Source organism: Clostridium fungisolvens (assembly GCF_014193895.1).
GTDB classification, from domain to species: Bacteria; Bacillota; Clostridia; order Clostridiales; family Clostridiaceae; genus Clostridium_AR; species Clostridium_AR fungisolvens.
This window is the reverse complement of the sequence record NZ_BLZR01000001.1, coordinates 3,220,108-3,235,780: the sequence shown is the minus strand read 5'-3', so window position 1 is coordinate 3,235,780 and position 15,673 is coordinate 3,220,108. Positions and strand designations below refer to the sequence as shown.

Annotated in this window: 8 protein-coding genes and 1 other annotated feature; of the genes, 6 read left to right on the top strand and 2 right to left on the bottom strand. The window is 31.7% G+C overall.

The window, feature by feature from the left end; genetic code table 11:
- The first annotated feature begins 44 nt into the window (after positions 1-44).
- The 5 genes from bsdtw1_RS14280 (at position 45) to bsdtw1_RS14260 (ending at position 11,332) form a co-directional block, all read left to right on the top strand.
- Entirely contained in the window at positions 45-4,319 is a 4,275-nt protein-coding gene (locus bsdtw1_RS14280; protein WP_183278232.1) for a 2-hydroxyacyl-CoA dehydratase, read from the top strand.
- Between the two features lie 56 nt (positions 4,320-4,375).
- Positions 4,376-4,677, top strand: a binding site (T-box leader).
- Positions 4,678-4,927: 250 nt separating this feature from the next.
- Positions 4,928-7,570, top strand: a complete 2,643-nt coding sequence (locus tag bsdtw1_RS14275; RefSeq protein WP_183278231.1) for a valine--tRNA ligase — start codon at positions 4,928-4,930, stop codon at positions 7,568-7,570.
- Positions 7,571-7,584: 14 nt separating this feature from the next.
- Positions 7,585-8,892 carry a bifunctional folylpolyglutamate synthase/dihydrofolate synthase gene (locus tag bsdtw1_RS14270; RefSeq protein ID WP_183278230.1) on the top strand — a complete coding sequence of 436 codons (1,308 nt, stop codon included), beginning with the start codon at positions 7,585-7,587 and terminating at the stop codon, positions 8,890-8,892.
- A 265-nt stretch (positions 8,893-9,157) separates the two neighbouring features.
- Positions 9,158-11,017, top strand: a complete 1,860-nt coding sequence (locus tag bsdtw1_RS14265; protein ID WP_183278229.1) for an LTA synthase family protein — start codon at positions 9,158-9,160, stop codon at positions 11,015-11,017.
- Positions 11,018-11,029: 12 nt separating this feature from the next.
- Entirely contained in the window at positions 11,030-11,332 is a 303-nt protein-coding gene (locus bsdtw1_RS14260; RefSeq protein ID WP_183278228.1) for a hypothetical protein, read from the top strand.
- Positions 11,333-11,695: 363 nt separating this feature from the next.
- Here the strand turns inward: bsdtw1_RS14260 and bsdtw1_RS14255 are convergent, their stop codons facing one another.
- Both bsdtw1_RS14255 and bsdtw1_RS14250 read right to left on the bottom strand, forming a co-directional pair.
- Entirely contained in the window at positions 11,696-12,436 is a 741-nt protein-coding gene (locus tag bsdtw1_RS14255; RefSeq protein ID WP_183278227.1) for a TIGR03915 family putative DNA repair protein, read from the bottom strand.
- Between the two features lie 12 nt (positions 12,437-12,448).
- A complete protein-coding gene (locus tag bsdtw1_RS14250) occupies positions 12,449-13,804 on the bottom strand; it encodes a putative DNA modification/repair radical SAM protein (protein ID WP_183278226.1) in 1,356 nt (451 codons plus the stop codon).
- 589 nt (positions 13,805-14,393) lie between these two features.
- On the opposite strand from bsdtw1_RS14250, the gene bsdtw1_RS14245 reads away from it, so the two are divergent.
- Complete coding sequence (locus bsdtw1_RS14245; protein ID WP_183278225.1) at positions 14,394-15,590, top strand: glycosyltransferase family 4 protein; 1,197 nt, start codon at positions 14,394-14,396, stop codon at positions 15,588-15,590.
- The last annotated feature ends 83 nt before the right edge of the window (positions 15,591-15,673 follow it).

Genomic DNA, 15,673 nt, shown 5'->3' with positions numbered 1-15,673 from the left:
TATTATTTATATTTACTTATTATTATTAGTTTGGAGATGAGAATATGACAAAGTTTCATATGGGACTTGATGTTGGTTCTACAACTGTTAAGATGGTGTTGCTTGATAACAGAGATAACATAGTCTACAGCAAGTATAAGAGGCATTTTTCAGATATAAGAAGTACTATAATAGCACTTATAAGAGATGGCTATAAGCATGTAAAAGATGTCGATGTTACTGTAAATGTAACCGGTTCTGGTGGACTTTCAGTTTCCAAATGGCTTGATATAACTTTTATACAAGAAGTAATTGCATGTACTAAAACCGTAGAAAGCTATATTCCTGAGACAGATGTTGTAATTGAGCTTGGTGGAGAAGACGCTAAGATAACATATTTTGATGGCAATTTGGAACAAAGAATGAATGGAAGCTGTGCAGGTGGAACAGGTGCTTTTATAGACCAAATGGCATCACTGCTTAAAACTGATGCAAGCGGTTTAAATGATATGGCTAAACAGCACTCCGTAATATACCCAATAGCAGCAAGATGTGGCGTTTTCGCAAAAACAGATGTACAACCATTATTGAATGAAGGGGCTAGAAAAGAAGATATAGCAGCTTCGATTTTCCAAGCAGTAGTTACTCAAACTATTAGTGGACTTGCTTGTGGAAAACCAATAAGAGGTAAGGTGGCATTCTTAGGAGGACCACTGTACTTTTTATCAGAGCTTAGACAAAGATTTATTGAAACTTTAGAATTAACAGAAGAAGAGATAATATTCCCAGAAAATTCACAGCTTTTTGTTGCTATGGGAGCAGCTTTATCATCTAAGGAAGATAAACTAATATCTTATAAAAAGTTGTTAGAAAAAGTTAGTGAAATAAAGACTATGCAAACTACTGAAATAGAAAGATTAGCACCGCTTTTTGCAGATCAAAAAGATTATGATGAGTTTAAAGCTAGACATGATAAGGCTACAGCAAAGAGGAGGGACTTGGATAGTTACTCTGGTAAGGCTTACCTAGGAATTGATGCGGGATCAACAACTACTAAAGTGGTATTGATTAGTGAAAATAATGAGATACTTTATTCCTATTATGGAAGTAACCAAGGCAGTCCTTTAAATAGAGTTATAGGCGTATTAAATGACCTATATTCAAAGCTTCCAGCAGATGTTGAGATTGCGAATTCTACTGTTACTGGTTATGGAGAAAGTTTAATTAAAGCAGCTCTTCATATAGATATAGGTGAAATAGAAACAATAGCGCATTATAAAGCTGCAGAACATTTCTTACCAGGTGTTGATTTTATATTAGACATCGGTGGACAAGATATGAAATGTTTTAAGATAAAGAACGGGGTAATAGATAGTATCCTGCTAAACGAAGCATGTTCATCTGGTTGTGGATCTTTTATAGAAACTTTTGCTAATTCATTAAATATGGAAATAGCTGATTTTGCTAAGGAAGCTGTTTTATCTGAACAGCCTGTTGACCTTGGTTCAAGATGCACAGTGTTTATGAACTCAAGGGTTAAACAAGCACAAAAAGAAGGAGCTTTTGTTGGAGATATATCTGCTGGACTTTCTTATTCGGTAATAAAGAATGCGGTTTTTAAAGTTATAAAGATAAGAGATCCTAAAGAACTAGGCAAGAAAATAATTGTTCAAGGTGGTACTTTCTATAATGATGCAGTACTTAGAGGCTTTGAACTTCTGTCTGAAAGAGAGGCTGTGAGACCTGATATAGCTGGTCTTATGGGAGCTTTTGGAGCTGCAATAATAGCTAAGGAAAGATTAGAAGAAGGAAGAAAAACAACACTTCTTGAAAAAGAACAATTAGAAAGCTTTACTATAGACACTGATTTAAGAAGATGTGGGCTTTGTGGAAACAACTGTCTTTTAACTATTAACAAGTTCTCTACTGATGAAGAGTACATATCCGGTAATAGATGTGAAAGACCATTAGGTAAAGATAAGAAGAAGAATGATATACCAAATTTATATGATTATAAACTTAAAAGAACCTTTAGCTATAGACCACTTAAGAAGGATGAAGCGAAGAGAGGTACAATAGGAGTTCCTAGAGTATTAAATTTCTACGAAAATTATCCGTTTTGGTTCACAATGCTAACAAAGCTTGGCTTTAGAGTTGAATTATCTCCAATTTCATCAAAGAAAATTTATGAAATGGGCATAGAATCAATACCTTCAGAGTCAGCTTGTTATCCAGCAAAAATAGTTCATGGACATATAGAGGCGTTAATAGTAAGAGGAATAAAGAATATATTCTATCCAAGTGTTGCTTTTGAACAAAAAGAGTTTAAAGAAGCTAACAACAATTACAATTGTCCTATAGTAACTTCTTATCCAGAAGTTATAAAAAATAATATGGACGTTATTAAGGAAAAGGATATAAACTTTATGAATCCGTTCTTCTCATTGAACAATAAAGAAAGACTTTATAAGAGAATTGAGGATGAATTTAAGAGCTTTGGAGTAACAGCTGCTGAAGCAAAAGAAGCTGTCGATGCTGCTTGGGATGAAAGAGAGCAGTATAAGAGAGATATTCAATCAAAAGGTGAAGAAGTACTAGAATACTTAGAGAAGACTGGTAAGAAAGGAATAGTGCTTGCTGGTAGACCATACCACATAGATCCTGAAATAAATCACGGTATACCAGATGTTATTACAAGCTTTGGAATGGCTGTTCTTACTGAAGATAGTGTAAGCCATTTAGGAAAAGTCCAAAGACCACTTAGAGTTGTAGATCAGTGGGTTTACCATTCAAGATTATATTCAGCTGCGAGCTTTGTAGCTACTCAAGAAAATCTTGAATTGATACAGCTTAATTCTTTTGGATGTGGGCTAGATGCAGTAACCACTGACCAAGTTCAAGAGATTTTAGCAAGTGATGGTAAGATATATACAGTATTAAAGATAGATGAAGGAAATAATTTAGGAGCTATTAAGATAAGAATAAGATCTTTAAAAGCAGCTTTAGAAGAAAGAGAAAGAAATGGGTATGTTCCTCACAAAGAAGATACAAGCTATCATACAGTTCCTTTCACTAAAGAAATGAGAAAGACTCATACAATTTTGGCTCCACAAATGTCGCCGATACACTTTGAAATAGTTCAAGAAGCTTTTAAAGCAAGTGGGTATAATATGGAAGTACTTCCTTCTACAGATAAACAAGCTGTTGAAGAAGGATTAAAATTTGTAAATAATGATGCTTGCTATCCATCCATAATAGTTGTTGGTCAAATGATTCATGCTCTTAAGTCTGGAAAATATGATCCAAATAACACTTCTGTTATAATAACTCAAACTGGTGGTGGATGTAGAGCAACTAACTATGTTGGTTTCTTAAAGAAAGCATTAAGAGAAGCAGGTTATCAAGGAATTCCAATAATATCTTTAAATGCAGTAGGGTTAGAACCACAGCCTGGTTTTAAGATAACTCCAAAGCTTTTAGACAAGGCTCTTATGGCATTAGTTTATGGGGATCTTTTAATGAGGGTTCTATATAGAGTTAGACCGTATGAAAAAGTTAAGGGATCAGCTAATGCTCTATATGAGAAGTGGAATAATCTAGCTAAGGAAAATGTTATAAAAGGTGGACATAGATTATTTAAGAATAATGTTAAGAATATAATAAGAGAATTTGATGATTTAGAAATAACTGATGTAGTTAAGCCTAAGGTAGGAGTGGTTGGAGAAATACTTGTTAAATTCCACCCAACTGCAAACAATGATATAGTTAATCTTCTTGAAGAAGAAGGGGCTGAAGCTGTTGTTCCTGATTTACTTGATTTCTTCTTCTACTCAGCTTATGATCAAGACTTTAAGTCTAAGTACTTATCATTTGGTAAGATGGGAAGAGAGATATCTAATGCAGCTATATGGTTTATGGAGAGATATAGAAATACAATGAAGGAAGAACTTGTAAGAAGTAAGAGATTTTCTCCTCCAAAGCATATAAAAGAATTAGGAGAACTTGCATCAACAATATTATCTCTTGGGCATCAAACAGGAGAAGGTTGGTTCCTAACAGCTGAAATGCTTGAACTTATAGAGAGTGGAGTTAATAATGTAATATGCATGCAGCCATTTGCTTGCCTTCCAAACCACGTTACAGGTAAAGGTATGATAAAAGCTATAAGACATAAGTATCCTATGTCAAATATAACCGCTGTTGACTATGATCCAGGTGCTTCAGAAGTTAATCAATTAAACAGAATTAAATTAATGCTTTCTGTAGCGTTCAAAAATCTAAAAGAAAATGAAGAAATAAAGAAAGATATATTTGAAGAAGTGGCAACGAGTAAAAAATAATATCTCAATAGTTGACAAAATATGATGTTGTAATATAATATTACTATAATTTATATGTAAAAGCTTTGAAAAAGAGGAGTAAAGGCATAGAACATAATTAGAGAGAAAAATCCGTAGGCTGTAAGGTTTTTCGTATGGTGTGCTTTGAAGGTAGCTTTTGAGCTTCTCTGCTGAATAAAGGAAATTAAATAAATGCTAGGTTATAGTTTTATATGTACTATAGTAGATATAAAAAACTTTGATGGCTTGCATATAATTCCTAAAGTAGGTAGAGACGGTAGCGATATCGTTAAAGGTTAAAGAGCTCTTAACTTAGGTTGAGAGAAAAAAGGTGGTACCGCGAGTCTTCGTCCTTTTATGGATGAAGGCTCTTTTTTTATTGTTTAAAAATTGTAAGCATTTAATGATAAAATACTTTATTTGCTTTGCTAATTTTTACAACAATAAAAGATAGAATTTATTCACTTGTAAGATTTATCACAACTATATAACTGTTAAGAGCATGTATATATAGAAAACTCAGATATGAAAGTTCATAGCAGATGATAAATCTTTAGAAAAATCACATTTAGAAAAATTATTTACCGGGAAATTAAGGAGGAACTTAGATGCTAGAAGAAAAAAATATTGCAACTACCTATGATCCAAAAGAATTTGAAGAAAGACTATATAAGACTTGGGAGGAAAAAAAATACTTTACTCCAGAAGTTGATGAAAATAAAAAGCCATATACAATAATAATGCCACCACCAAATATAACTGGTAAGCTTCACTTAGGTCATGCACTTGATAATACTCTTCAAGATATGCTTATAAGATTTAAGAGAATGCAAGGCTTCAGTACTTTATGGCTTCCAGGAGAGGACCATGCAAGTATAGCTACTGAAGTTAAAGTTGAGAATGAATTGTTAAAGCAAGGCCTTAAGAAAAAAGAAATGGGAAGAGAAGCTTTCCTTGAAAAAGTTTGGGAATGGACTGATGAATACAGAGAAAGAATAAGAACTCAGCTTAAGAAGATGGGATGCTCTGCTGACTTCACAAGAGAAGCTTTCACAATGGATGAAAATCTAAATAAAGCTGTAAAACATGTATTCGTAAAATTATATAATGAAGGTCTTATATACCAAGGAAATAGAATAACTAACTGGTGTCCAAAATGTCAGACTGCATTATCTGATGCTGAAATAGAATATGAAGAGCATGAAGGAAACTTCTGGCACATCAAATACCCAGTTAAAGATTCAGATGAATTCTTAGAAATTGCAACAACAAGACCAGAAACTCTACTGGGAGATACAGCAGTTGCAGTAAATCCTAATGATGAGAGATTTAAACACTTAATAGGAAAAACTTTAATACTTCCACTAGTAGGAAGAGAAATACCAGTAGTAGCAGATGACTATGTTGATATAGAGTTTGGAACTGGAGCAGTTAAGATAACTCCAGCACACGATCCTAATGACTATGAAGTAGGAAAGAGACATAACCTTCCACAAATAAGAGTTATGGATGATAAAGGTACTATAAATGAATTAGGTGGTAAATACCAAGGTTTAGATAGATATGATGCTAGAAATCAAATGGTTAAAGACTTAGATGAGCAAGGACTTTTAGTGAAAATTAAGCCTCATACTCACAATGTAGGAACTCATGATAGATGTAGTACAGTTATAGAACCAATAATATCAAAACAATGGTATGTTAAGATGGAATCTTTAGCAAAACCAGCAGTAGATGCTGTAAAGGAAAAGAAGACAAAGTTCATACCTGAAAGATTTGAAAAGACATACTTTAACTGGATGGAAAACATTCAAGATTGGTGTATATCAAGACAGTTATGGTGGGGACATAGAATTCCAGTTTGGTACTGTAAGGATTGTGGAGAGATAATAGTTTCTGAAGGAACTCCAACAACATGTTCAAAATGTAATTCAGAAAGTCTTTACCAAGAAACAGATGTGCTTGATACTTGGTTTTCATCAGCACTATGGCCTTTCTCAACACTTGGTTGGCCAGATAAAACTGATGATTTAAAATATTTCTATCCAACAAGTACTTTAGTTACAGGTTACGATATAATATTCTTCTGGGTAGCAAGAATGATCTTCTCAGGTATTCATAACATGGGAGAAGTTCCATTTGAAAATGTATTAATCCACGGAATCATAAGAGATTCTGAAGGTAAGAAGATGAGTAAATCTCTTGGTAACGGTGTAGATCCACTAGATGTAATCGAAACTTACGGTGCAGACGCTTTAAGATTTATGCTTGTAAATGGTAATGCACCAGGAAATGATATAAGATTCTTCCCAGAAAAAGTTGAATCAGCAAGAAACTTTGCAAATAAGATCTGGAATGCTTCAAGATTTGTTATGATGAACCTTGATAGAGATCTTATGGATAAGTATAAAGATTGTACTGAATACAGCTTAGCTGATAAATATATTCTTTCAAAGCTTAATACCATAGTAAAAGAAGTAACTGATAACATAGAAAACTTTGAACTTGGTATTGCACTTCAAAAGATATATGACTTTATGTGGACTGAACTTTGTGATTGGTATATAGAGCTTGCAAAACCAGTTTTATATGGTAATGATGAAAAGTCAAAAGGTGTTGTATATAATGTATTATTTAAGGTTCTTACAACTGGATTACAACTTCTACATCCAGTAATGCCTTTTATAACTGAAGAAATATACACTCACTTAGATGCAGAATATGAATCAATAACAATATCAAAATGGCCAGTATATGAAGAAAATCTTCATGATGAAATTGCAGAAAAAGACATGACTTTAATAATTGAGGCTATAAAGGCTCTAAGAAATGTAAGAGCGGAAATGAATGTACCTCCATCAAGAAAAGCTAAGGTTATAGCTTATATTGCGGATGAAAGTAAAAGAGCTTTCGAAAATGGAAGATCATATATAGAAAAATTAGCTTCTGCCTCAGAAGTAGCATTCATTACAGATAAGAAGGAAGTTCCTGAAAATGCTGTATCAGTTGTAGTTCAAGGTGGGGAGTTATTCATGCCTCTACTTGATTTAGTTGATAGAGAAAAAGAACTAGACAGACTTAACAAAGAAAAGACTAAACTTGAAGGTGAAATACTAAGAGTTGAAAAGAAAGTAAATAATCCAGGCTTTGTAAATAAGGCACCAAAGGAAGTTGTTGATGCTGAGAGAGCTAAGGGAGAAAAATATAAAGAAATGTTAGAAGCAGTCCTTGCAAGAATTAGCTCATTATAATAGGTGGCATTCTTATGAATTATGATGAAGCTATAAAATATATAACTGAAACTGCAAAGTTTGGAAGTAATTATGGTCTAGAGAGAACTGAGAAGCTTTTAGAGCTTCTTGGGTCTCCTCATAAAAAGCTAAAAGCAATCCATATAGCAGGAACTAACGGAAAAGGGTCAACCACATCAATGATAACTTCAATCCTCATGGAATCTGGGTATAAGGTAGGAATGTACACTTCCCCATATATCGAGGAATTTGAAGAGAGAATCCAGATAAATAAAAATAATATACCTAAATCTGATCTAGCAGAAGTGGTTAGTGATGTTAAAGTGGCTGTGGATGAAGTGATTAGACTTGGATATGAAAGCCCTACAGAATTTGAAATAATAACAGCAGCTATGTTTAAGTATTTTTATGATGAAAATGTAGATTATGCTGTAGTAGAGGTTGGCCTTGGGGGAAGGCTAGATTCTACTAATGTTGTGACTCCAATGCTTTCTGTTATAACTTCTATAAGTTTTGATCATATGAATATTCTAGGAGATACCTTAGAAAAAATAGCTTATGAAAAGGCTGGCATAATAAAAGAAAATATCCCAGTAGTTGTCTATCCATTAGTGGATGAAGCTATGAAAGTTATTAAAAAAATAGCCAGTGAAAGAAATTCTAAGATATATAAAGTAAATAATCAATGGGCAGAGCTTATAGAACCAAAAGCAGAAAATAATTCTCAAAGAGTTTTAATCACAACAGATAATGAATCCTATAATATTAAGTTGTCTCTACTTGGTAAGCATCAATTATTAAATTGTACTGTAGCTATAAAGGCTATTGAAACACTTAAAGAAATTGGGGTTTCAATAGAAAAGCAACATGTATTAAGTGCACTAGCTAAAGTAACCTGGAGTGGAAGAATGGAAGTTATGAACAATTCTCCATTAGTTGTTATTGATGGAGCACACAACATTGATGGAATTACCAAACTTGTTGACAGCATAAACACATATTTTAAGTATGATAAGCTTAAAGTTATAGTTGGTATACTAGCTGACAAACAAGTAGAAGCTATGATAGATAAAATAAGCACTTTAGCTGACTCTGCCATAGTAACTACCCCTCATAATGATAGAGCTGAAGCATCCACTGTTATCAAAGAATTGCTTGATAAAAAAGGTATACAGACGGAAATTATAGAAGACTATAGAGATTCTTTTATTAAGGCTTTCAGTTCTTCACAAAAAGATGACTTAATACTCGTGTGTGGATCCTTATATATGATAGGTGATATGAGAAAAACTATAAGGTCGGTTTTAAAAGAAGTACTCTAAAAAGAGTGCTTCTTTTTTCTTTAAATAAAATTTAAGAATTGGTTAAGATTTTGTTAAAATTTTGTTCATGGACAAAACTTTTAACCATGTTATAATTAAATGGTTCCTGCATCAAAACTTTGGTTGTGGTTGCTAGATGAGCAATAGTTTTGGTGATAATATGGGATGTAAAAATTAATACTTAGGTTAGGAATTCTATATATGCTCTTTAATTATTAAAATTAAATATTAACTCTTGATTCAATCCCAATTTGGAGGTTACTATATGTTAAATTACGAAAGATCAATTAAAAGAAGAACACCAGGAGGAATAATAAAAAAGGCTGCTTTAACTATAAAGGAAAGCTATTTTTTTTGGTATTGTTTTGCAGCTATATTAATAAAATCATTGTTGTTCATAGCTTTAATATCAGATGATAAAGCTAATGGGATCGTTCCCATGAGAGTTTTTTATTCAATGCCTCCTTTCCTTGTTTATTTTAGTTTTATTTGTTTAGTTTTATCCTTTGGATTTTTGTTTAGAAACAAAGGACAAACTATTGCTTTCTTAGTAATAAATACAATAATAAGTATTCTGTATATTGGGGACTTATGGTATTTTAGAAGCAACAGTTCATTTTTAAGTTTACATATGTTTAGCATGACCTCAAACTTAGATAATTTGAGTAGTAGTGTAATTTCTATGATAAGAATAGTGGATATCATATTCGTTGTGGATTTGATAATACAAGTAGCTCTTATGTTTAGAAGGCGTTCAAAGGCAAAATATCATAGAAGAAGTGTTATTGCGTTTTTGTTGTTATTAATTGTTCCGACTTTATATCTAGCTTATGCTCATTATAAGATAGATAACCTTAACAAAGGGTTCACAAATCAGATGATTTTTAGGAAAAGTTGGTCACCTAATCAAACTATGTCTAACCTTACACCAATAGGATATCATATATTTGATTCCTACAATTTTTATGTAGAGAGTAAACCATATGTTATCTCTAGCTCAGAGCAAAGAAATGTGCAAAAATGGTTTGATGATAAAAAAGAAAATCTTCCTGATAATGAATATAAGGGAATGTTTAAAGGAAAGAACTTATTGGTAATACAGTGGGAATCTTTAGAGAACTTTGTTATAAACCAAAAAGTAAATAATCAAGAGATTACACCAACTTTAAATAAAATTTTATCTAATAGCATATACTTCAATAATTTTTATGAGCAGACTTATAATGGTACAAGCTCTGATGGTGAGCTTATAACACAAACTTCAGTATTCCCTGTTAGGGAAGGAGCAACTTTCTTTAGATATCCAACTAATACCTATGAATATTCATTACCTAATGTAATGAAGAGTTTAGGATATACTACGCTAGCGTCACATCCTGATAAAGGATCTTATTGGAATTGGATGCCTGCACTTAAATCTATAGGTTTTGAGAAAGCCATAGATTCAACTAATTATAATATTGAAGAGGTTATAAATTTAGGTATAAGTGATAAGAGTTATTTGAAGCAATTACCAGAAAAGATTAAAGCTCTTAAATCCCCATTTTATGCTTATACGGTTACGTTAACTAGCCACGCTCCATTTGATATACCTGATAAATATAAAGAAATCAAATTGCCGAAAGAATTGGAAGGTACAAAACTCGGAGGTTACTTCCAAAGCATCCAGTATACAGATAAATATATAGGACAAATGTTAGAACAGTTAGATAAATCAGGAGTGTTAGATAATACAGTGGTAGTTTTTTATGGAGATCATGAAGGGGTTCATAAATTCTATGACGATGAACTTAAGAATATTTCATATGAGGGTGATTGGTGGAAAGAAAACAATAGGAGAGTTCCTCTTATTATATATTCAAAGGGATATAAAGGAAAAACTATATCAACCTATGGTGGTCAATGTGACACACTACCTACTTTAGCTTATCTTTTCGGAGCCGATGTTAATGCTATGGAAGATAAGATATTTGGAAGAAATCTTTTGAATACGAAAAAGAATTATACTGTCTTATCAACTAGGCAGTTCTTAGGTACTGAAAGCTACCCAGGAGAAAAAGACAAAATGCTTGAAAGCATTGACTTAGGTGACAAGCTTATCAGAGCAGATTATTTTAAGAAGTAGGTGAAGGTTACTGTGGAAAATAATATTTTAGAAAAAGAAATTGTAAATGGTACAGAAATAAAATTAGCTAAAAGAAGTAAATTTCTATATATTATACCTGTACTAAGTATGATTTTCCCTATAGTCTCTATTGAGGGGTTAATACCTTGGACAGTAGCTATATACTTTTGTTATAAGGGAATTAGTTCTATAAATAAATACGAAAAACCTCTTAAAAAATGTATAAGCTATTTTGTTATTAGTGGAGTTATAATAGCTATATATAATCTACTAGTTTACTTTGTGAGTAATTACCTTGTTAAATTGTTAATGTAATACTATAAAGACATGCTAGTTTAGTTGAGCGAAGATTTGATCATGAAGAAAAACAGCTTTATAGAAATCCTAAAGGATGGTCTTAAAGCTGTTTTTTGTTTTTAGTAGATTAAGTTTTATGTCAGCTAATGTTAAGACTATTTTTGGAATTAAGTGGTTATGCAGGAGATGCTATATGAGCGAGCTATTAGAATTAAATGATTTTTTTAGATGGAATGGCGTTAAAAAACTGTACTGTTCGAACGTAGTGAGTTTACAGTTTTAGCCATGGAATATGAAAAAATCATATTAATTCTCTGCGTAAGCTCATTAAAGCATCGGATGAATAACCGCTTAATTTCAACATAGTTCCAATATCACATTTTATTTAACTTCAGTGAGATGAGCCCAATATCTTTTAGGCATATGCTGTCTTCTTAGTTTTTCATTTTTTCTTTCTTCGATATTAACTGAGCTATAAAAAGTTTTCCAAAGTTTTTCAAAGTCAGAATCAACTTTAAGCTCTTCTAATTTTAAACCATCTTTTTTAGAAAAATCCATTATGATTGCTTCTTTTTTATCGTAAAAGATTGCTATTTCACGTTTTATATCGTGGATTATAAAATTCTGATCTGAGAATCTAGCACTAAAATGATTTATCAAAAGTGGTAGTATGTTATGGTCAGGCTCAATAGAAGCATAATAAGTTAATGTACCTATCTGTTTGAATCTAACAAAACCTTTGAACCTATGAGCCTCATAGGAGACTCTTTGGTAGTATTTGTCTACTTTTATGATTGTATCATTATTTTTTGCTAGATTTACTTTTACTCCATATTTAAAACTTAATTTTAAGTACTCTAGAATCAAATCTTCACTATCTGTATATTCACTAAGATATAGATTATATATGTTTTCTAGGGTACTGGAGTTAAGTTTACGATCTATTGAAGTATATACTCTATCATATTTATCTTCCTCAGTAGTAACGTCAACATTATCGGCAAGAAGACTGGGAGTATAGTTAATATTCTTTTTAATTGTGCATTGTTCTTTACAAGAAAATGCGTAAAATATTGCAGTAAGTAAACCTTCAAAGGTGCCATCATAGATAAATTCTTTCATGAAACAGTCCTCCTAGATTTCTCCAGTTAACGAAGTGGATTTATCGTTAAGTAGTAAAAGTTTTCTATTGGAATCAATTGTCTTAAAATCCTTGGGAAGTAAGAACTTTTTATCAATATGATCAAATAGATTCAATTGTTCCCCTTCTTGCTCTATAATATTTAAATCAAATTTGGGTGTAAGTACATTTTTTATCTTTTCTTCATCAAGAGGAACAGAGCCAAAGTATCTTCCTTTGCAAGTTATAAAATATTGTGCTCTTTTTAATACAACTCCAAGCTTCTTTAAGTCGTAAAAACCAAGAGAATTTATTTTCCTGGCACTCATTATTTTCTGCGCACCTCTTATTCCGATTCCGGGGATTCTAATGAGCATTTCATAAGGTGCCCTATTAATTTCAATTGGAAACAAGTGTATGTTATTTAAAGCCCAAAAGGTTTTCGGATCAAAGTTTATATCAAAGTTAGGATTTCTATCTGATAAAAGCTCGTCAGCTTTGAAGCCATAAAGTCTTAAAAGCCAATCACCTTGATAAAGTCTATGTTCTCTTAACGTAGGTGGGTTTCTTAACTCAGGTAGATTATTTCCGGTATTTACTGGAACATAGGCAGAGTAATAAACTCTTTTTAAAGAATATTTATTGTAAAGCCCTTCAGAAAGATTAAGTATATTCAAATCACTTTCCTTAGTAGCACCTACGATAAGCTGCGTGCTTTGTCCACCAGGAACAAATAATGGAGCTTTCTTAAAAAATCTATTTTCTATTTTACTTATCTGGATATTGTTTTTAATTAGTTTCATTGGCTGAAGAATAGTTTCCTTTGTTTTTTCTGGAGCTAAAAGCTTTAAGGATTGTGAAGATGGAAGCTCTAGATTTACACTCATTCTGTCAGCAAATGAACCAGCTCTTTTTATAAGGTCCTCATCTGCTCCAGGAATAGCCTTTAGGTGTATATATCCTTTAAAGCCATGCTCAACTCTTAGTTTCTCAACAACTCTTGTTAAAGTCTCCATAGTGAAATTAGCATTTTTAAAAACTGCAGAACTTAAGAATAATCCTTCTATATAATTTCTTCTGTAAAAATTCATAGTAAGATCTACTACTTCATCTGCAGTAAATGCAGCTCTTTCAATATCGTTACTTCTACGATTGATGCAGTAAGCACAATCATAAATACAATAGTTGGTTAAGAGTATCTTTAGTAGAGAAATACACCTTCCATCAGGAGTAAAACTATGACATATTCCACAGCTAGCTACAGAGCCTAAATCGCCTTTTTTAGAAGATCTATTTGAACCTGAAGATGAGCAAGATACATCATATTTTGCTGCACCACTTAGGATTCTTAATTTTTCATTTATATCCATATAATCACCATCTTTATGTTAATAAATTTATTATATCCAAATAAGATTGATAGAACAAGTGTTCTTGGTATGTTTTGCTGGAAAATAATTTTATATACATGACGGGTTTAAATCTTTTCTGCAAGTTATAAGTATAAGTTATATTCAATTGCTAATACAGAGTTTTAATAGAGTATAAATTAAGGCTATATTTAAGGCTGTTGTTTAAAATAGGTGATTATGCAAGACATACCATATGATCGAGCTGTTAGAATTAAATGATTTTTCAGATGCGCAAAAAAAATCACTGAAGAAGGTCACTTCAGCGATTTGTTTATTCTTTATGAAAGTATAATCAAATGAGATCTGTAGATAATTATGCGAACGGACTTAAGACATAATATAAGGTAAAGAATAAAAAGAAGAATATGTCGCCTGCCAAATTTTCCTCATATTCATTCGGAAAGGCAGATGCGCAAAAAAAATCACTCAAGAAGGTCACTTCAGCGATTTTTTATTTAATTAATGGAAACACTAAGTAATGTTTAGAGGAAATTTGTAGTTTAGATAAAAAGATGTCCTTAAATAGCAGTAACAGGAGGCAAAGCTAATGAAGATTCTAATAACAACAGATACATATTTCCCAATGGTAAATGGTGTCATCACCTCAGTGAACAATTTATATAAGGAATTAAAAAGAATGGGACATAAGGTTAAAATTTTAACCTTATCTCATAGTGGCAATGAAGAAATACATGGGGATGTATACTATTTAAAATCTCTTGGAATAGGGGTTTATCCTGATGCTAGAATTAAATTTCCTTTACATAATAAATTAGTAGGTGAAATTATAAGATGGAATCCAGATATTATTCATTCTCAAACAGAATTTTCTATGATGATGGTATCAAAATATATTTCAAATAAGTTGGATATTCCGCATATACATACTTATCATACGATGTATGAAGATTATCTATGTTATTTATTAGGTGGAAAACTAATAAATAAAAATACTTCAGCTAAAATAATAAAGATGTTGTTAAATAGTTTAGATAGTATTATAGCTCCAACAGAAAAGGCTAAAAGCTCATTACTGAATTATGGAATTAATAAGCCGATTTATGTCATTCCAACAGGAATCGACTTAAGTAAATTTAAACAGCAAGTGTCAACAGAAGAAAAACAGGAAATCATGAATGCGCTTAACATTAAAAAGGAAGATAGAATTATAGCATATATAGGCAGAATCGGACAGGAAAAGAATATAAGTGAAATAATTTCATTTATGCCTAATTTAATAGAAGAAAATAATAACTTGAAGTTGCTAGTTGTAGGTGGTGGACCATATTTAGATAACTTAAAAAATCAAGTAATTAGTAAGAATATAGAGGATAGAGTTATATTTACCGGAATGGTGGATTCGAATGAGGTGTATAAATACTATAAAATTGCTGAAATATTTGTTACAGCATCAACTAGTGAAACTCAAGGATTAACTTACCTTGAATCCTTGAGTAGTGGATGTCCAGTAGTATGCAAGTATGATCCATGTATTGATGGAGTAATTGATCAAGGAAAGAATGGTTATACATATAAGCAAGAATTAGAATTTAGAAAATATATTGATAGAATTTTAAAGGATGATTCACTGAGATATGATATGAAAAAATATGCTGAAATAAAAGCTAATGAATATTCAAGTAGAATTTTCGCAAACAAAGTTTTAGAAAAGTATATTAAAACAATAAGTAGAAGTGAAGAAATCGGACTAGATTTAGGTGCTTTGATAAATCATAAAACTTAATATAATATAAATTCTTTAAACTAAAATGAAGTTGTGAAAATAAATAATAGAATTTATAGAGTAGAATCACTTTATAGAAGATA